The organism is Pseudomonas sp. p106 (assembly GCF_003936645.1).
GTDB lineage: Bacteria > Pseudomonadota > Gammaproteobacteria > Pseudomonadales > Pseudomonadaceae > Aquipseudomonas > Aquipseudomonas putida_E.
Genome location: NZ_RHQR01000023.1, coordinates 1 through 17231 on the forward strand (window position 1 = coordinate 1; position 17231 = coordinate 17231).

Genomic DNA, 17231 nt, shown 5'->3' on the forward strand with positions numbered 1-17231 from the left:
CGCAAGACCTGCGCTCGGCCTCCTGAAGTCGCAATCTGCGGCGTCTGAACTATCGTGCGCTTAAAAGCAAAAGCAAAAGCAAAAGCAAGGCAACGGCAACGGCAACGGCAACGGCAACGGCTTACTTTCGTGGTTTCAGGTCCAGCCTGCGCAGATGGCACGTCACTTCCTCGCGGTCGTGATACAGCTGCTTGCAGGCAATCGACACCTTGACCTTGCGCGCCTTGAAGGTCGCCTCCATGCGGTCCAGCAAGCGACGCACCTCGGCATATCGCTGCTTCATCGGCAACTTAAGGTTGACCACCGCCTCCCGGCACAAGCCCTCCCCCAACCAAGTCTCGATCAACGAAGTGGTGCGCGCCGGCTTCTCGACGATATCGCAGACCATCCAGTCCACCGGTTGCTTGGGCTGCCAAGTGAAGCCGTCGGCCATCAGGTGCTGAACCAGGCCGGTGTCCATCAAACTCTCTGCCATCGGCCCATTGTCGATAGCAGTGACCAGCATGCCACGGCGCACCAGTTGGTACGTCCACCCCCCCGGTGAAGCCCCGAGGTCCACCCCGGTCATGTCATCGCCCAGCCGCTGCTCCCACTGCTCCCGTGGAATGAACTGGTGCCAGGCCTCTTCAAGCTTCAAGGTCGAGCGGCTCGGCGCTTCACGCGGGAATTTCAAGCGCGGAATTCCCATCGGCCACAGCGCACTGTTGTTCGCCTCGGCAACGCCAACGAATACCCGACGACCACTGATGAAGGTCAGCAACAGGCGAGGCAGGCTGGCGTTATCGACCAAGCGGCCGGCTTTTTCCAAAGCCTTGCGCAGCGGCACCTCGAACTTGCGACAGAACGTCGACAGCTCCTTGCCGTCGTTGCTGTCCAGCACCTCCAGCCACAGGCTGCCAAACACCGGCAGTGTTGCCAGATGCTCGAGCAACACGCTGATCCGATCGGTCTCAGGCAGTTCGATGTAGCCGCCACGCGCCCACTGGCGCGGGAAGATCAGTTGGGCAAAGCGCAGCTGCGCCATCAACCGTTCGGCACCTTCGGCTTCGGCGCAGACAAACTCGGCGCAGGCGCTCTGCGGCTTGCCTTTGGCATAACCGGCAACCCCCAGGCGGGCAGCGTGTTCGCTGATCTCGGCGCAGACCTCGCCCTCGAACCCGGGCCGGCAATGCATGAACAGGGTATTCATCTCTCACTCCACTACGGCTGGCGCACCACAGGCGCCGGCAGGGCGGCGATGATAAAGGAAGATCGGAACCTGCGACATGCCCCGCCGGTCCAGAATAGGGTCAGGGCAGACAAACCGGTCTAACCTGACTCTTCAGCCAGGTCCGTACCGTGCGGGCCGAAACAGAGCGGTGACACCGGCATCATCCAGCCAATGCCGGGCACCGGTGCATAAGGAGTTGGCAATGCCCTCGCTCGATAGCCTGAAAACCCTCAAGACCCTCAAGGTGGCCGACCAGACCTACCATTACTTCAGCCTTACCGAGGCTGCACGACAACTAGGCGACCTGCAGCGCCTGCCCATGTCGCTCAAGGTACTGCTGGAAAACCTGCTGCGCTGGGAAGATGGCGAGACGGTCAGCAGCGACGACCTGCGCGCCCTCGCCGACTGGCTGCAAGACCGTCGTTCCGATCGCGAGATCCAATACCGCCCGGCGCGGGTATTGATGCAGGATTTCACCGGCGTACCGGCGGTAGTCGACCTGGCGGCCATGCGCGCTGCCATGGCCAAGGCCGGGGGCGACCCGCAGCGGATCAACCCGCTGTCGCCCGTGGACCTGGTGATCGACCACTCGGTGATGGTCGACCGCTACGCCACCCCCCAGGCGTTCGGTGAAAACGTCGACATCGAAATGCAGCGTAATGGCGAACGATATGCCTTCCTGCGCTGGGGCCAGAGCGCGTTCGACAACTTCCGCGTAGTGCCGCCGGGCACCGGCATCTGCCACCAGGTCAACCTGGAGTACCTGGGCCGCACGGTATGGACCCGTGAGGCCGATGGGCGCACCTATGCGTTCCCCGACACCTTGGTCGGCACCGATTCGCACACCACCATGATCAACGGCCTGGGCGTGCTCGGCTGGGGCGTTGGCGGGATCGAAGCGGAAGCTGCCATGCTCGGCCAGCCGGTGTCGATGCTGATCCCGGAAGTGATCGGCTTCAAGCTTACCGGCAAGCTGCGCGAAGGCATCACCGCCACCGACCTGGTGCTGACCGTGACACAGATGCTGCGCAAGAAAGGCGTGGTCGGCAAGTTCGTCGAGTTCTATGGTGACGGCCTGGCCGACCTGCCCTTGGCCGACCGTGCCACCATTGCCAACATGGCACCGGAATACGGCGCGACCTGTGGCTTCTTCCCGGTCGATGAGGTCACCTTGGACTACTTGCGCCTTTCGGGCAGACCGCAGCAGACGGTGCAACTGGTCGAACAGTACTGCAAGGCACAGGGCCTGTGGCGCCTGCCGGGGCAGGAACCGCTGTTCAGCGATACCCTGGCCTTGGACATGGGCGAAGTCGAAGCTAGCCTGGCCGGGCCAAAACGCCCCCAGGACCGCGTTGCGCTCGGCCAAGTCAGCCAGGCGTTCGACCACTTCATCGAACTGCAACCCAAACCCCTGGCCAAAGAGGTCGGCCGCCTGGAAAGCGAAGGCGGTGGTGGTGTGGCAGTGGGCAATGCCGACCAGGCCGGCGAGATCGACTACAGCCACCAAGGCCAGACCTATACCCTGCGCGATGGTGCCGTGGTAATCGCCGCAATTACCTCCTGCACCAACACCTCCAACCCCAGTGTGATGATGGCGGCCGGCCTGGTGGCGAAAAAGGCCCTGGAGAAAGGGCTGCAGCGCAAGCCATGGGTAAAAAGCTCGCTGGCGCCCGGCTCCAAAGTGGTCACCGATTATTACAATGCCGCCGGGCTCACTCCTTACCTCGACCAACTGGGTTTCGACCTGGTCGGCTACGGCTGTACCACCTGCATCGGCAACTCCGGTCCACTGGACGAAGCCATCGAGACCGCCATCGGCAGCGCCGACCTGACCGTCGCCTCGGTACTGTCAGGCAACCGCAACTTCGAAGGCCGGGTGCACCCGCTGGTCAAGACCAACTGGCTGGCCTCGCCGCCACTGGTGGTGGCCTACGCCCTGGCCGGCAGCGTTCGCCTGGACCTTACCCGTGACCCGCTGGGCACCGGCAAGGACGGGCAGCCGGTGTACCTGCGCGACATCTGGCCCAGCCAGCAGGAAATCGCCGACGCCGTGGCCAAGGTCGACACGGCGATGTTCCACAAGGAGTACGCCGAGGTATTCGCCGGTGACGCCCAGTGGCAAGCCATCGAAGTGCCGCAGGCGGCCACTTACGTGTGGCAGGACGACTCCACCTACATCCAGCACCCTCCCTTCTTCGACGGCATTGGCGGCCCACTGCCGGTGATCGAGAACATCCAGGGTGCGCGCATTCTCGCCCTGCTTGGCGATTCGGTGACTACCGACCACATTTCCCCGGCCGGCAACATCAAGGCCGACAGCCCGGCCGGGCGCTACCTGCGCGAAAAAGGCGTCGAACCTCACGACTTCAACTCATACGGTTCACGGCGGGGCAACCATGAGGTGATGATGCGTGGCACCTTCGCCAACATCCGCATCCGCAACGAGATGCTCGCCGGTGAAGAAGGCGGCAACACGTTGTACGTGCCCACTGGGGAAAAGCTCTCGATCTACGACGCGGCCATGCGCTACCAGGCTGAAGGCACGCCGCTGGTGGTGATCGCCGGCCAGGAATATGGCACCGGCTCCAGCCGCGACTGGGCAGCCAAAGGCACCAACCTGCTGGGGGTCAAGGCGGTACTGGCGGAGAGTTTCGAGCGCATCCACCGCTCCAACCTGGTCGGCATGGGCGTACTGCCGTTGCAGTTCAAAGCCGGGCACGATCGCAAGCAACTGGGGCTCACCGGCAAAGAGCGAATCGACGTACTGGGGTTGGCCGGGGTTCAGTTGAAGCCAGGCATGAGCCTGCAACTGCGCATCACCCGTGAGGACGGGCAGCAGCAAGACATTGAGGTACTGTGCCGGATCGATACGGTCAATGAAGTGGAATACTTCAAAGCCGGCGGGATTTTGCACTATGTGTTGAGGCAGTTGATCGCCAGCTGAAAGCCAGCTGACCGGGGCGCAAAAGCGCCCCTTTTTTGTGCCGGAGGCTGGCTCTTGGCCAGCCAATGAGTCATGATTTGACCTGCACGTCACTCCCTGCAATAAACTTGCAATAGTGACGCCATCTTTCGCGAACGTGCGGGCCTGCTAGCGTAATCCCCGCAGTCCGTTCCTGCGCCAGATCAACGAAGTTAAATATCCATTCAATAAAAGTACTGGCTTGCCGATATCTGTCGAAAGCCTTGCGGATTACTCAGCCCATGCGGAACAACCAGCCGATTACCCAACGGGAAAGGACTTTCCCTGCCCAACAACGCTTGATCTCGACCACCAATGCCAAGGGTGTGATCACCTATTGCAACGATGCGTTCGTCGAGATCAGCGGCTTCACGCGCGAGGAGCTGATCGGCGCACCGCACAACCTGGTACGCCACCCTGATGTGCCGCCTGCGGTGTTCGCCCACATGTGGCAGACCCTCAAGCAAGGCCAGCCCTGGATGGGCATCGTCAAGAACCGCTGCAAGTCGGGTGACCATTACTGGGTCAACGCCTACGTCACGCCGATCTTCGACAACAACCAGGTGACAGGTTTCGAGTCGGTGCGGGTCAAGCCCACCGCCGAGCAGATCCGCCGCGCCGAAGCCCTGTACCAGCGCCTGAATCAGGGCAAGCCCGCCGTTCCGCGCCGTGACAAGTGGCTGCCAGTGCTGCAGGACTGGCTGCCCTTCATCCTGGTCAGCCAGATCGGTTTCCTGATCGGCAACTGGCTCGGGCATTCCTGGGGCTTCGCCCTGGCCGCCGGCCTGTCGGTGCCGCTCGGCCTGCTCGGCCTTAGCTGGCAACAACGCGGCCTCAAGCGCCTGCTACGCCTGGCCGAACAGACCACTTCCGACCCACTGATCGCGCAGATGTACACCGACAGCCGAGGCGTGCAGGCACGCCTGGAAATGGCCCTGCTCAGCCAGGATGCGCGCATGAAAACCTGCCTGACCCGCCTGCAGGACAGCGCCGAACACCTCAGCGACCAGGCACGCCAGTCCGACGTCCTGGCCCACCAGAGCTCTTCGGGGCTGGAGCGCCAACGGGTCGAGACCGAGCAGGTTGCCGCCGCCGTCAACCAGATGGCCGCCACGACCCAGGAAGTGGCCAACCATGTACAGCGCACCGCCGATGCCACACAGGAAGCCAATCGCCTGACCAGCCAGGGCCGGCAGATCGCCGGTGAAACCCGCGACGCCATCGAGCGCCTGTCGGCGGCCGTGGGTGAAACCGGCCAGACCGTGACGCAACTGGCCAAGGACAGCGACGAAATCGGTGGCGTGGTCGATGTGATCAAGGGCATTGCCGACCAGACCAACCTGCTGGCCCTGAACGCCGCCATTGAAGCAGCCCGCGCTGGCGAAATGGGCCGTGGCTTTGCCGTGGTGGCCGACGAAGTGCGCCAGCTGGCCCAGCGTACCGCTGAGTCCACAGGGCAGATCCATGGCCTGATTGCCAAGCTGCAACAGACAGCCAACAACGCCGTGCTCACCATGGAATCTGGCCATCGCCAGGCTCAGGAAGGTGTAGAACGAGTGATGCAGGCTGACCAGGCATTGATGGGGATCAGCGAGGCGGTGGCCAACATTACCGACATGGCGACCCAGATCGCTGCCGCCACTGAAGAGCAGACAGCCGTGGCTGACGAGATCAGCCGCAACATCAGCACGATCGCCGAACTGGCCGACCAGACAGCCGAGCAGGCGCAGCATTCGGCGCTGCTCAGCGAAGCATTGACCACCACCGCCGGTGGCCAGTACTCACTGGTGGAGCGGTTTAACCGCTGACAACACTGCGCCCCTTCGCGACCTTGCCCGCGAAGGGGCACTACCAACCGAGGGTCAGACGACTCTCGAAATAGCGCTCCTCCCCCGTCAACGGGTCAGCAAAGCGCAAGCTGTGTGCCAGCAGCTTCAATGGCCGCTGGTAATCATCTTCTACCTTGAGCAACTCAGGATAGAACGGATCGTTACAGATCCCCGCGCCCAGTGCCGCCATGTGCACCCGCAGTTGATGCGTCTTGCCGGTCACCGGTGAAAGGCCGTAGCGCCATAGCTCACCCTGCTTCTCCAGCACCTCGGCCAGGGTTTCGCTGTTATCGTCCCCCGGTACCTCATGCATGCGGAAAAACGGCTCGCCATGCACCAGACGGCTTTTATGCACCAGCGGAAAATCACGCTGGGGCAAGGCCGGGGCGATGGCGTGGTAGCGTTTGTCGATGCGGCGCTCGGGGAACAGCCTTTGGTACGCGCTGCGGGTTTGCGGGTTGGCCGAGAACAACACCAACCCTGCGGTATGCCGGTCGATGCGGTGCAACGGCACCAGGTGAGGGTTATCCAGGCGCCGGATCAAACGGCGCAGCAACGTCTGTTCGACATACTCGCCGGTTGGCGTAACCGGCAGAAAATGCGGTTTGTCGGCCACCACCAGATGCTCATCCACATGCAGGATGGCTTCCTCTACCGGGATCGGCCGCTCGTTGGGCACCTCACGAAAATAGTGCAGGCGCATGCCGCGACGGTAAGGCAGGTCGGCAGCGATCGCCTGGCCTTCGGCGTTGAGCACCCGGCCACGAGCAAAGCGGTCAAGCCACTGCGCACGCTCGATTGCCTTGAAATGGTCGCACAGGCAATCAAGTACCGTCGCCCAGTTGCCAGGTGGCAGGCAGACCGTGCTGGCTTGCTGGCGGGCGGGGTCGAAAGGCGTGGTCATGGCGAGACTCGGGGCAGGCAGGGCCGGGCATTATCCCCCAACCCCGCCAGCTCAACCAGCCTGGACCATGGCCTCGCTGCGCGCCTTCAGCCAGCGCAGAACCTGCACGGGCTCCCAGCGGCCGGGATCATAGAGCGCATACAGCAAGCCCTGGTAACCCACCACATCCAACCCTCGATGGTAGCCGGCCCGCTGGAACAGCGCCTCGATCTCGGCGAAGCAGGTATTGAAATGAACCTTGCCGAACGGCGTACGGTCATCGGTGACCAAGCCTTCGAGGCGCAGTTCCAGCACGGCGTCACATACCCGCTCCACCGGCATGCGGTTGACGCTGTACTTGAGTTGCTCGACATTGAGCATGGGCTTACCTCGATACTGTATTTATATACAGCATACGAACTTGCACACCCCGCCGTCAATTCATCCCCTGCTCACTGCAAACCTGGCAGGTAGCCTGTACCCCTGCGGATGGTCAGCACTTGACGGCGCGGGACGCTCGGCGTTACCGACAGGTGGACCCAACTGTCGAACTCCAGAATCATCTGGTCGAAATTCACTGCGCTTGCGCTCACCCGGCGGACCACTTCCCGGTTACTGATGCCGAATATCTCGAAGTCCGCAGCCAAGCCGTGCAGGTGCTGGCTGCGCGGGGAGCCGCCTATACGCTTGTTCAACGCGGGGGACCGGTAGCCACTGCTGATGATTACCGGCAGGCCAAACAGGGCCCGCACCTGCTCAAGGGCTTCACACAGCAGGTGCAGGTTGCTGATGACTTGCTGCGAGGGCGTATTGTCCAGCCCTTCCCGAGCGGCGACCTGCGAGACAATCATCTCTTCCAGGGTAAAATTTGGTGTGATGAACATGACTGCATTCTCGACGATGATGAGGTTCCGGCGTGTGTCGCCGGCACGGCATCTTCGGGTAACAGCTCAGCTCATGCAGGCAGGCGATGCTTCCCCTGCCGTTGTCATTGCGCGAGAAAGGCTACAACCTGTTCAGGATCGAACGGCCAGTGCAGTTCGGCCGAGGTATCGCAACGACGCAGCACGGGAATGATAAGCCCGTAGCGCTCGAACAGCGCCTCGCTCTCGGCGATATCGACCAGTTCGACCAGCAGGCCATGATCGACGAAAGGCATGAGAACGGCTTCGGCCACTTCACACAAGTGGCACCCGACGGTGCCGAAGAGTTGGCATTCAGGCAGCATGGGGCGGGACCCGGTTTGGCATGGATGAGAAGCCTATTCTAGGTCGCCACCGCCCCATGTGCACCTGACCTCGTTCAATCCTGGCTGGTGGCACCGATGCGGTGCAGCGACAAGTCGGCGCCCTGAAACTCCTGTTCATGGCTCAGGCGCAGGCCGAGTACCGCGCGGATCAGCCCGTACACGACAAAGCCCCCAAGCAGCGCGATCAGCACCCCTGCCAGGCTCCCGATCAACTGGCTGGTCAGGCTGACGCCCCCCATACCGCCAAGGCTTGCCTGGCCGAAGATGCCACAGGCTATCCCGCCCCATACGCCGCATAGCCCATGCAATGGCCACACGCCCAGCACATCGTCGATCTTCCAGCGGTTTTGCGCGGCGGTGAAGCTCCACACGAACAGAACACCGGCCACCAGGCCAGTAGCCAGTGCACCGATCGGATGCATCAGGTCCGAACCTGCACAGATCGCCACCAGCCCCGCCAGCGGCCCGTTGTGCAAAAATCCAGGGTCGTTACGCCCGGCCAACAACGCTGCCAGGGTGCCGCCTACCATGGCCATCAGCGAATTGATCGCCACCAGGCCACTGACGCCTTGCAAGGTCTGCGCGCTCATGACATTGAAGCCGAACCAGCCGATGATCAGGATCCACGAGCCCAGCGCCAGAAACGGAATGCTCGACGGAGCGAAGGCCACCAGCCGACCATCACGGTACCGCCCCCGCCGTGCACCCAGCAGCAGCACTGCCACCAGTGCCAGCCAGCCGCCCATCGCATGCACCACCACAGACCCTGCAAAGTCATGGAAAGGCGCACCAAAACGCGCCTGCAGCCATGCCTGTGCGCCGAAGTTGCCATTCCATACCACGCCCTCGAAGAACGGATAAATGAAGGCTACGATCAACGCTGTGGCACACAGCTGAGGCACGAACCGCGCACGCTCGGCGATACCCCCGGAGATGATTGCCGGTATCGCTGCCGCGAACGTCAACAGGAAAAAGCATTTGACCAGGGCATAGCCGTGGTCGGCGGCCAGCTGGGATGCCGGGTGCAGAAAACTCACACCATAGGCAACCCAGTAACCGATGAAGAAGTACACCAGCGCCGAGATGGCGAAATCGCTGAGTATCTTCGACAAGGCATTGACCTGGTTCTTGTGGCGCACGGTGCCCACTTCGAGAAATGCGAAGCCCGCGTGCATGGCAAGCACCAGAATGGCGCCCATGAGGATGAAGAGCGTGTTGGAACCGTGGACCAGGGAGTCCATGGCGCTGTGCATGTTGTCCATGAAAAGGCAGACCTACTGAAAAAAGGCACCAGGACAGTTCAAGAACCTGCATCCATGCACCGGATCGGTGCCAGCCCATTGCCCGGGTACGGTGAACCGAGCGAAGCCTGCGTGGTTTTTTCTTGGGTTTGTCGTGGATTGGGTTAAGGTTTATCGGTATCTGCCGGGGTCGACGCCCTGTATCGGCGCATCGCTCCGGTCTACGCCCCGCGTTGTGGCAATCTTCATTAGCAAGGCCCATACCAGCGACGAAGTGAACCTTCAGCGCACAGCGAAACTCGAATTACCTACACACCTACACAGGGAGAGCACCATGGCCAGCAAATCGGCAAAGACTGCACAAGAGATATTGATGGCGGACTTCCAGGCTTTGGTCCGTGACACCGAGAAGCTTCTGGCCGACACCGCCAATCTGGCGGGCGACCAGGCCGATGAGCTGCGTGAGCAGATCCACGAGCGCCTCACGCAGGCCCGCGAAACCTTGCAACTGACTCAGGAATCGGTGCGTGAGCGTGGCCAGGCGGCCTTGGGTAGTGCCGAGCACTACGTTCAGGAAAACCCTTGGCAGGCCATCGGCATAGCCGCAGGTGTCGGCCTGCTGATCGGCCTGTTGGCCAATCGGCGCTAAGGAGCCTCCATGGAGAATGACGCCATTGGCACCGGTGCCTCGGGCAGGCGCCTGGGCGCCGCGATACTGGGGCTGCTGCACAGCCATATCGAACTGTTCGGTATCGAACTGCAGGAGCAGAAAGGACGCACCCTGAGCCTTTTGCTGTTCGCTGGCCTGGCGCTGGTGTTCGCACTGCTGCTGCTGACAGCCTTGTCGGGCCTGCTGCTGGTGTTGCTGTGGGACAGCTACCGCCTGGCAGGGATCATCGGCCTGTGTGTGTTTTATGGTGTGGCTGCGCTGTATTGCGGCCTACGGCTGAGGGCGGCGGTATTCGACGAGTCCTCGCCGTTTGGCGCCACCCTCGAAGAACTTGCCAAGGACCGGGAGCGCCTGCTGCCATGAGCCTGCCTGAACTACCCAATACGCGTAACCCACGGGAGCTGCGCAAAGCCCTGCTGCGCCTGCGCATGGAAATGCATCGCCAGCAGATCCGCCAGGAGTCCGGGCAAATGCTGCAGCCACTGCACCGCCTGCGTGGCATGGGCGGCTCATTACAAGATGGCCTGGGCATCAAACACGCTCCCCTATGGGGCATTGGTGCGGTGGTTGCGCTGGGCTTTCTGACCGGCAAGGGGGTGCGCAGCGGCAACCTGTCACGCCTGGTGCGCCTGGGCACTACGCTGCTGCCGCTGTTGAAGGTGTATCTGCAAGGCTCGCGGCGCTCCTGAGCCACCTCCAGAGTCTTCACTCGCAGGTGACCCACGCGTTTCAAGCGTGGCAAGCACCTGTGAGAGACGGCTTGCCGACGATCAGGCCGGTATCGATTTTCCGCTTGCATAGCCCTGCGCGACACCGGAAGCTACGCCATTCGACCTACAGGAGAGCGAGCCTTGGACTGGCACACCCTGCTCACCCGCGAGCGCCTGGGCAAAGCCCTGTACAGCCCCGATGAACTGGGGCGCAGCCCCTTCCACAAAGACCACGACCGGATCATCTTCTCAGGCGCGTTCCGCCGCCTGGGGCGCAAGACCCAGGTCCACCCCGTCTCCAGCAACGATCATATTCACACGCGCCTGACCCATTCCCTCGAGGTAAGTTGCGTAGGGCGCTCATTGGGCATGCGCGTCGGCGAAACGCTGCGCGACAGCCTGCCAGACTGGTGTGAACCCAGTGATCTGGGCATGATCGTGCAGTCCGCCTGCCTGGCCCACGACATCGGCAACCCGCCGTTCGGCCACTCAGGCGAAGATGCCATCCGCCACTGGTTCCAGCAGGCTGCAGGGCGCGGCTGGCTGGATGACATGACGGATGACGAGCGCGGCGACTTCCTCAACTTCGAAGGCAACGCCCAAGGGTTTCGCGTGCTCACCCAGCTTGAGTATCACCAGTTCGACGGCGGTACCCGGCTGACCTACGCGACCCTCGGTACTTATCTCAAATACCCTTGGACCGCCCGGCACGCTGATGCCCTGGGGTACAAGAAGCATAAGTTCGGCTGCTACCAGAGCGAGTTGCCGCTGCTCGAACAGATCGCGCACAAGCTCGGCCTGCCGTTACTTGAGGAGCAGCGCTGGGCGCGCCATCCACTGGTCTACCTGATGGAGGCAGCCGATGACATCTGCTACGGCCTGATCGACCTGGAAGACGGCCTGGAGATGGAGTTGCTGCAGTACGCCGAAGTGGAGGCGCTGCTGCTCGACCTGGTGGGCGATGACTTGCCAGAAACGTATCGCCAGCTTGGCCCTGCAGATTCGCGGCGACGCAAGCTGGCCATCTTGCGTGGCAAAGCCATCGAGCACCTGACCAACGCCGCCGCGAGCGCCTTCGTCGAGCAACAGCAGGCATTGCTTGCCGGGCAGTTGAGTGGCGACCTGGTCGAGCACATGCACGGCCCGGCCAAGCGCTGCGTGCTTCAGGCCAAGGACATGGCACGCAACAAGATATTCCAGGACAAGCGCAAGACGCTGCACGAAATCGGTGCCTACACCACCCTGGAAATCCTCCTCAACACGTTCTGTGCTGCGGCCCTTGAGCAGCATGGCGGGCGCACCCCCTCCTTCAAGAGCCGCCGCGTACTCGATCTGATTGGTAACAACGCCCCACACCCGCATGATTCTTTGCACAAAGCCTACCTGCGCATGATCGATTTCATCGCCGGCATGACCGACAGCTATGCCAGCGAAATGGCCCGCGAGATGACCGGGCGGTCCAGCCCGACCTGAACCTGGGTACTGCCGCATGCCTTTGCGCATGCGGCCCATTATATTGAGGGATATTTCCTACAACTGCCGCCACTTGTTAAACAGAACGAATATTTACAAAACAAAAAGTTACCAAGAGTCCTTTGACACTGACTCAAATCATTACACTTCGTAGCTCTAATTGCTTTCTGCTGTAAGCCATTTCCCATATACGTTTAATCGCCACACTTCACACCCCATGTCAGATGCAACTGGGTTAATGTGCCCCCTGCCTCGTCATCCGCCGCAGGGAAGTTGAACATGCACTCCGTATTTATTGTCGATGACCACCCGGTCATCCGCCTGGCTGTCCGTATGCTGCTTGAAAACCAGAACTACAAAGTCGTAGGCGAATCGGACAATGGCGTGGACGCCATGCAGATGATCCGCGAAACAATGCCCGACCTGGTGATTCTGGATATCAGCATCCCCAAGCTTGATGGCCTCGAGGTCCTCTCGCGCTTTCAAACCATGGCCTTGCCGCTGAAGGTGCTGATCCTGACCGCGCAATCGCCTGCGCTGTTCGCCGTGCGCTGCATGCACTCAGGTGCGGCAGGCTATGTATGCAAACAGGAAGACCTGAGCGAACTGCTCAGCGCTATCAAGGCGGTACTGGCCGGATACAACTACTTTCCCAGCCAGGCCATCCACACGGGCCACGAAACAGCAGACACCGATCTCAGGCTTTTCCGGCAGGTCAACGATCGCGAACTCATGGTGCTGCAACTTTTCGCCCAAGGGCGCAGCAACAAGGAAATTGCCAAAGGCATGTTTCTCAGCAACAAAACCGTCAGCACTTACAAGAAGCGCCTGATGCAGAAACTCCAGGTCGACACCTTGGTCGACCTTATCGAGATGGCCAAACGCAACGCGCTGGTCTGAGGTGTCAAATGGCGCAACTCCTTGCCTGGCTGGCCCTTGCACTGTCATTGGCCTGCTGCGCAGCGCAGGCTTCTCAGCTTGAGGCGGTACCGTATTCCCTTCTTGCCCGCTCCTCTGCCTCACCGGTAACGCCGCCACTGACCGCGCCACAGAGGGAATGGCTGATGGGCCGGCAATACCTGAAGCTGGGCACGTCAGCACCGGATTATCCGCCCTTCGACATAACCAGTGGCGGGCGCGACTATCAAGGACTCACCGCCGAATATGCCAGCCTGATCGGCAAGGTACTGCAGGTGCCGATTCGAGTGTTGCGCTATCCCAACCGGCAAGCTGCAGTAGAGGCGCTCAAGAAGGGGGATATCGACTTGCTCGGCAGCGCCAATGGCTATGAAGCAGCGAGCGAAGGCCTGGCGCTTTCGCACCCTTATGCCGTCGACCAGCCGGTGCTGGTGACCCGCGAAGACGAACGCCGTACGCTCAATCGCGGCATGGGCGGCATGCGTCTGGGCATGTTGTATCACTACCTGCCCCGAGAAGAAGTCAGCACTTTATATCCCCAAGCCGAACTGCTGGCCTTCGGTTCGTCTTCCCAAGCCCTCAATGCCGTCGCGTTCGGGCAGGCTGACGTATTCATCGGCGATACCATATCCACTCACTATCAGCTCAACCGCGGTCACCTGCCGCGCCTGCGCATGGCAAGCTTCGGCAAACATGAGAGCGTCGGTTTCAGTTTTGCAATGCGCGCCCAGGATACCCATCTCAAGGACCTGGTGAACCTGGCCCTGGAGCGCCAGCCAGCCGCCGTGCGCGCCAGCATCTTCAAACGCTGGAGCGCCGGCAGCGACCTACTGTTGAGCGACCGGAAGCTGCAGCTCACGGCCGAAGAGGAGCAGTGGTTGCGCCGCCATCCTGTGATGCAGGTGGCTATCGACGAGACGGCCGCACCGCTGTCCTATTTCGACGGCAATGGCCATTTCCGCGGGATTACCGCCGACCTGCTGGATCTGATCCGCCTGCGCACAGGGCTGCGCTTCGACGTTCAGCGTGCCAACGGCATTGCCGAGATGATCGCCCGGCTTGAGGACGGGCGCGTGAACATGATCGCAGCGCTTGCCGTGGATGACATGAGCGAGGAGCACTTGCAACTCAGCCGACCTTACCTGGAAAGCACCTATGTGCTGGTCACGCGCACCGAAACGCCCCAGTACACTTCACTGGAACAACTGCAGGGCCGGCGCATCGCCATCACCCGCTACAGCGAGATGTCCGAACTGCTGGCAACCCGGTATCCGCAGACCGGCTGGATCGAGACCGAAAGCCCCTACTATTCCATGGCACTGTTGAGCAGTGGCGCAGTCGATGCCGTCATCACGACCTTGATCGATGCCAACCACGCCATAGCAGGTAACGCCAAACTGGTCATCCGCAGCACGGTCGGTACCGATCCTGCGAGCTTCGCCATGGCCACCTCGGCGCAGGCAACAGAGTTGGCATCGATTCTGGACAAGGCCCTGCTGAGCATTTCGCCGGAAGAACTGGGGGTGATCAACAACCGCTGGAGTGGTTACAGCCAGCATGATGACAGCAATTGGCTAGGCTTCAGGCGCCTTGCCTTGAAAGTGTTGCTGGGGACCGCTTTGCTCCTGCTGGCGGCGCTGCTGTGGAACGCCCGGTTGCGCCGCCAGATCAAACAGCGCCAGCACGCCGAGCGCGCCCTGAACGATCAGCTGGAGTTCATGGGCGCACTGCTCAATGGCACGCCGCACCCCATGTACGTGCGGGACAGGGCGGGCTGCCTGCAAAGCTGCAATGCCAGTTATCTGGAAGCGGTGCAGGCGACCCACGACGAGGTCATAGGCAGGCGCCTGGAAGACAGTCTGTTCGCGGGTTCGGAAAGTACCCGGCAGATCCATGCCGATTATCTGCAGGTGATGGCGGCCGGGGTTCCGCTGATCATCGACCGCCCCTTGCGGCTCAAGGATCGCGAAATCACGATCTACCACTGGATACTGCCGTACCGTGATTCACTCGGTGAAGTCCAGGGCATCATCGGTGGCTGGATCGACATCAGCGAGCGGCGCAAGCTGGTGCAGGAGCTGCGCGAGGCCAAGCAACTGGCTGATGATGCCAACCGCGCCAAGAGTACCTTCCTGGCGACCATCAGCCATGAGATTCGCACCCCGATGAACGCGGTCATCGGCATGCTCGAACTGGCGGTCAAGCGTGCCCATCAAGGGCAGATCGATCGCACCTCGCTGGAAGTCGCCCACCATTCGGCAAAGGACCTGCTGGGCCTGATCGGTGACATCCTGGATATCGTGCGCATCGAGTCCGGCCACCTGTCCCTTGCGCCCGAGCCTGTCGACCTTGCGGCGCTGGTCGAATCGGTGAGCCGCGTGTTCGATGGCCAGGCACGGCAAAAAGGCCTGGCCTTCGACGTCGTCATCGACTCCAGCGCACGCTGCCACGTCCTGCTCGACCCACTGCGTTTCAAGCAGATCCTGTCCAACCTGATCAGCAATGCCATCAAGTTCACCGGGCAGGGCCAGGTGCGCATCAGCCTCAGCCTGCGCGAAGAAGTCCCGTCAGCGCCCCCAAGCCTTGACCTGGAAGTGCGTGACACCGGCATTGGCATTCACGACGATGACTTGCAACGCCTGTTCAACCCCTTCGTTCAGGCCAACCCGCATAGCCAGGGGGCTCGCGCAGGCACGGGCCTGGGCTTGGCCATCTGCCGTAGCCTGTGCGAAATGATGGGCGCAAGCCTGAGCATCAAGAGCGTGCCGGATTTCGGCACTCAGGTTCGCTTCAGCGTACCGCTGCAACGTGTCGACGCACTGCCGCCGCAGGTGCTGGAAGCCGATGACATGGATGTACCCGATGCCCGGCTGAAGGTGCTGGTGATCGACGACCACCCGGCCAACCTGATGCTGATGGCGCAACAGCTGGGGTACCTGGGCCTGAGCCAGGCCACTGCCAGCGATGGCCGCGAAGGCCTGGAAAAATGGCGTGAAGGGCAATTCGACGTGATCGTCCTCGATTGCAACATGCCGCACATGAACGGCTACCAGCTCGCGGCCGCCGTGCGCGCAGAAGAACGCCAAAACGGGCGCCCTCACTGCGTGATCCTGGGCTATACCGCCAACGCCCAGCCCGAAGTCAGGCAAAAATGCCTCAGTGTCGGCATGGACGACTGCCTGCTCAAACCCATCAGCCTGCGCACACTCAGCCAACGCCTGGCGAATATCGCTCCCAAACGGGAGCAGGCCGCAACAAAGGTACCGTTCAATATCAAAGGTCTGAACAGTATCGTTGGCGACAACCCCAACGACCGTGAACTGTTTCTCAAGGCCTTGCTGATGAGCCTGCAGCAGGACCTGACAAAACTCATGGCCCTGGACCCTGACCTCGAGGCTGAGGCCGTCGGCGAGCAGGCACACAAGATCCTCAGCGCGGCGCGGATGCTGGAAGCACAGCACTTGATGGCGGCCTGTGAGGCCCTTGAACAAAGCGGGTTGCCCGCATCACAGCTGAAACTGCGGCGACAGGCTTTGGCACGGCACATGCGCCGCGTGGAGAAAGCCTTGGCCAGAGAACTGACCAAGCCTTGATGAAGCGGCCGCCCGAGCGGGCGCCGCTTCAGCCATGCATCAGGAAGCCGGGTTGATCGGCTTTTCCGGATACCAGGCGTCCAAGAGCGGGCTGACTTCGATGGAGGTCAGTTCGCTACGGCCTTTGAGCCAGGCTTCGACAGTGGCGCGTTGCTCTTCGCTGACCGAGCCACGCTCTGCCAGGCAGACCAGGCCGAAATCATCACCACCGACGTAGTCCAGGCCGTTGGCGTCCATGGCTTCTGCCAGGAAGGCGTCGAGGAAGGCATCGATGGCTTCGTCGGACAGGTCTTCCTTGAAACCCAGGTTCAATTCAAAACCCAGCTCCTGGAATTCATCAACGCACAGCTTCTTGCGCAGACGACGGGAACGGTTGGTAGCCATGAAACAATCCTCTTGAGTAATAACGCGCGGCACTTTAACAGTTTCCGCAGTACAACGGCGCTTTTCCGTCGAACGTGGCGCATGAGCGCGGCGCTTGGGGCATAATGCG

Annotated in this window: 15 protein-coding genes; 8 read left to right on the forward strand and 7 right to left on the reverse strand. The window is 61.6% G+C overall.

The features are described 5' to 3' along the window. Positions 1-121: 121 nt before the first annotated feature. Positions 122-1189, reverse strand: coding sequence for a 23S rRNA (cytidine(2498)-2'-O)-methyltransferase RlmM (gene rlmM, locus EGJ09_RS22605; RefSeq protein ID WP_046786477.1), 1068 nt, complete (start codon positions 1187-1189; stop codon positions 122-124). Between the two features lie 223 nt (positions 1190-1412). Here rlmM and acnA point away from each other — a divergent pair, with 223 nt between their 5' ends. Together acnA and EGJ09_RS22615 are read left to right on the forward strand one after the other, a co-directional pair. Next, the gene (gene acnA, locus EGJ09_RS22610; RefSeq protein WP_115275419.1) at positions 1413-4154 is read left to right on the forward strand and encodes an aconitate hydratase AcnA; all 2742 of its coding nucleotides are present in this window, start codon (positions 1413-1415) and stop codon (positions 4152-4154) included. Positions 4155-4414: 260 nt separating this feature from the next. Then, positions 4415-5980, forward strand: coding sequence for a PAS domain-containing methyl-accepting chemotaxis protein (locus tag EGJ09_RS22615; protein ID WP_046786479.1), 1566 nt, complete (start codon positions 4415-4417; stop codon positions 5978-5980). Positions 5981-6020: 40 nt separating this feature from the next. Here the strand turns inward: EGJ09_RS22615 and EGJ09_RS22620 are convergent, their stop codons facing one another. The 5 genes from EGJ09_RS22620 to EGJ09_RS22640 form a co-directional block, all read right to left on the reverse strand. Further along, a complete protein-coding gene (locus EGJ09_RS22620; RefSeq protein ID WP_046786480.1) occupies positions 6021-6905 on the reverse strand; it encodes a pseudouridine synthase in 885 nt (294 codons plus the stop codon). 51 nt (positions 6906-6956) lie between these two features. Continuing rightward, a complete protein-coding gene (locus tag EGJ09_RS22625; protein ID WP_039603809.1) occupies positions 6957-7265 on the reverse strand; it encodes a hypothetical protein in 309 nt (102 codons plus the stop codon). A 71-nt stretch (positions 7266-7336) separates the two neighbouring features. Then, positions 7337-7768, reverse strand: a complete 432-nt coding sequence (locus EGJ09_RS22630) for a D-Ala-D-Ala carboxypeptidase family metallohydrolase (protein ID WP_125924840.1) — start codon at positions 7766-7768, stop codon at positions 7337-7339. A gap of 104 nt (positions 7769-7872) precedes the next feature. Beyond that, positions 7873-8112 carry a glutaredoxin family protein gene (locus EGJ09_RS22635; protein ID WP_039603811.1) on the reverse strand — a complete coding sequence of 80 codons (240 nt, stop codon included), beginning with the start codon at positions 8110-8112 and terminating at the stop codon, positions 7873-7875. 74 nt (positions 8113-8186) lie between these two features. After that, positions 8187-9395, reverse strand: a complete 1209-nt coding sequence (locus tag EGJ09_RS22640; protein ID WP_119689136.1) for an ammonium transporter — start codon at positions 9393-9395, stop codon at positions 8187-8189. Positions 9396-9708: 313 nt separating this feature from the next. Here EGJ09_RS22640 and EGJ09_RS22645 point away from each other — a divergent pair, with 313 nt between their 5' ends. The 6 genes from EGJ09_RS22645 to EGJ09_RS22670 all read left to right on the forward strand — a co-directional run bounded on the left by EGJ09_RS22645 (position 9709) and on the right by EGJ09_RS22670 (position 16738). Next, positions 9709-10023: a YqjD family protein gene (locus tag EGJ09_RS22645; RefSeq protein WP_012313531.1), complete on the forward strand. Its 315-nt coding sequence runs from the start codon at positions 9709-9711 to the stop codon at positions 10021-10023. Positions 10024-10032: 9 nt separating this feature from the next. After that, positions 10033-10407 (forward strand): phage holin family protein, encoded by a 375-nt coding sequence (locus EGJ09_RS22650; protein ID WP_115275423.1) that lies wholly within the window; start codon positions 10033-10035, stop codon positions 10405-10407. After that, positions 10404-10733: a hypothetical protein gene (locus tag EGJ09_RS22655; RefSeq protein ID WP_046786484.1), complete on the forward strand. Its 330-nt coding sequence runs from the start codon at positions 10404-10406 to the stop codon at positions 10731-10733. The genes EGJ09_RS22650 and EGJ09_RS22655 overlap by 4 nt, the downstream gene beginning before the upstream one ends. Positions 10734-10895: 162 nt before the next feature. After that, the gene (locus tag EGJ09_RS22660; protein WP_046786485.1) at positions 10896-12227 is read left to right on the forward strand and encodes a deoxyguanosinetriphosphate triphosphohydrolase; all 1332 of its coding nucleotides are present in this window, start codon (positions 10896-10898) and stop codon (positions 12225-12227) included. A gap of 279 nt (positions 12228-12506) precedes the next feature. After that, positions 12507-13127, forward strand: coding sequence for a response regulator transcription factor (locus EGJ09_RS22665; RefSeq protein WP_046786486.1), 621 nt, complete (start codon positions 12507-12509; stop codon positions 13125-13127). A gap of 8 nt (positions 13128-13135) precedes the next feature. After that, entirely contained in the window at positions 13136-16738 is a 3603-nt protein-coding gene (locus EGJ09_RS22670) for a transporter substrate-binding domain-containing protein (protein ID WP_125924841.1), read from the forward strand. Positions 16739-16777: 39 nt separating this feature from the next. Here EGJ09_RS22670 and EGJ09_RS22675 read toward each other — a convergent pair whose 3' ends face one another. Further along, positions 16778-17122 (reverse strand): YggL family protein, encoded by a 345-nt coding sequence (locus EGJ09_RS22675; RefSeq protein ID WP_012313525.1) that lies wholly within the window; start codon positions 17120-17122, stop codon positions 16778-16780. Between the last annotated feature and the right edge of the window lie 109 nt (positions 17123-17231).

What these genes read in the sequence shown, in the direction of transcription:
- acnA (WP_115275419.1), top strand. Translation starts at nt 1,413, where the DNA reads ATGCCCTCGCTCGATAGCCTGAAAACCCTCAAGACCCTCAAGGTGGCC.
- EGJ09_RS22645 (WP_012313531.1), top strand. Translation starts at nt 9,709, where the DNA reads ATGGCCAGCAAATCGGCAAAGACTGCACAAGAGATATTGATGGCGGAC.
- EGJ09_RS22655 (WP_046786484.1), top strand. Translation starts at nt 10,404, where the DNA reads ATGAGCCTGCCTGAACTACCCAATACGCGTAACCCACGGGAGCTGCGC.
- EGJ09_RS22620 (WP_046786480.1), bottom strand. Translation starts at nt 6,905, where the DNA reads ATGACCACGCCTTTCGACCCCGCCCGCCAGCAAGCCAGCACGGTCTGC.
- EGJ09_RS22650 (WP_115275423.1), top strand. Translation starts at nt 10,033, where the DNA reads ATGGAGAATGACGCCATTGGCACCGGTGCCTCGGGCAGGCGCCTGGGC.
- EGJ09_RS22670 (WP_125924841.1), top strand. Translation starts at nt 13,136, where the DNA reads ATGGCGCAACTCCTTGCCTGGCTGGCCCTTGCACTGTCATTGGCCTGC.
- EGJ09_RS22640 (WP_119689136.1), bottom strand. Translation starts at nt 9,395, where the DNA reads ATGGACAACATGCACAGCGCCATGGACTCCCTGGTCCACGGTTCCAAC.
- EGJ09_RS22615 (WP_046786479.1), top strand. Translation starts at nt 4,415, where the DNA reads ATGCGGAACAACCAGCCGATTACCCAACGGGAAAGGACTTTCCCTGCC.
- EGJ09_RS22675 (WP_012313525.1), bottom strand. Translation starts at nt 17,122, where the DNA reads ATGGCTACCAACCGTTCCCGTCGTCTGCGCAAGAAGCTGTGCGTTGAT.
- EGJ09_RS22625 (WP_039603809.1), bottom strand. Translation starts at nt 7,265, where the DNA reads ATGCTCAATGTCGAGCAACTCAAGTACAGCGTCAACCGCATGCCGGTG.
- EGJ09_RS22665 (WP_046786486.1), top strand. Translation starts at nt 12,507, where the DNA reads ATGCACTCCGTATTTATTGTCGATGACCACCCGGTCATCCGCCTGGCT.
- EGJ09_RS22630 (WP_125924840.1), bottom strand. Translation starts at nt 7,768, where the DNA reads ATGTTCATCACACCAAATTTTACCCTGGAAGAGATGATTGTCTCGCAG.
- rlmM (WP_046786477.1), bottom strand. Translation starts at nt 1,189, where the DNA reads ATGAATACCCTGTTCATGCATTGCCGGCCCGGGTTCGAGGGCGAGGTC.
- EGJ09_RS22635 (WP_039603811.1), bottom strand. Translation starts at nt 8,112, where the DNA reads ATGCTGCCTGAATGCCAACTCTTCGGCACCGTCGGGTGCCACTTGTGT.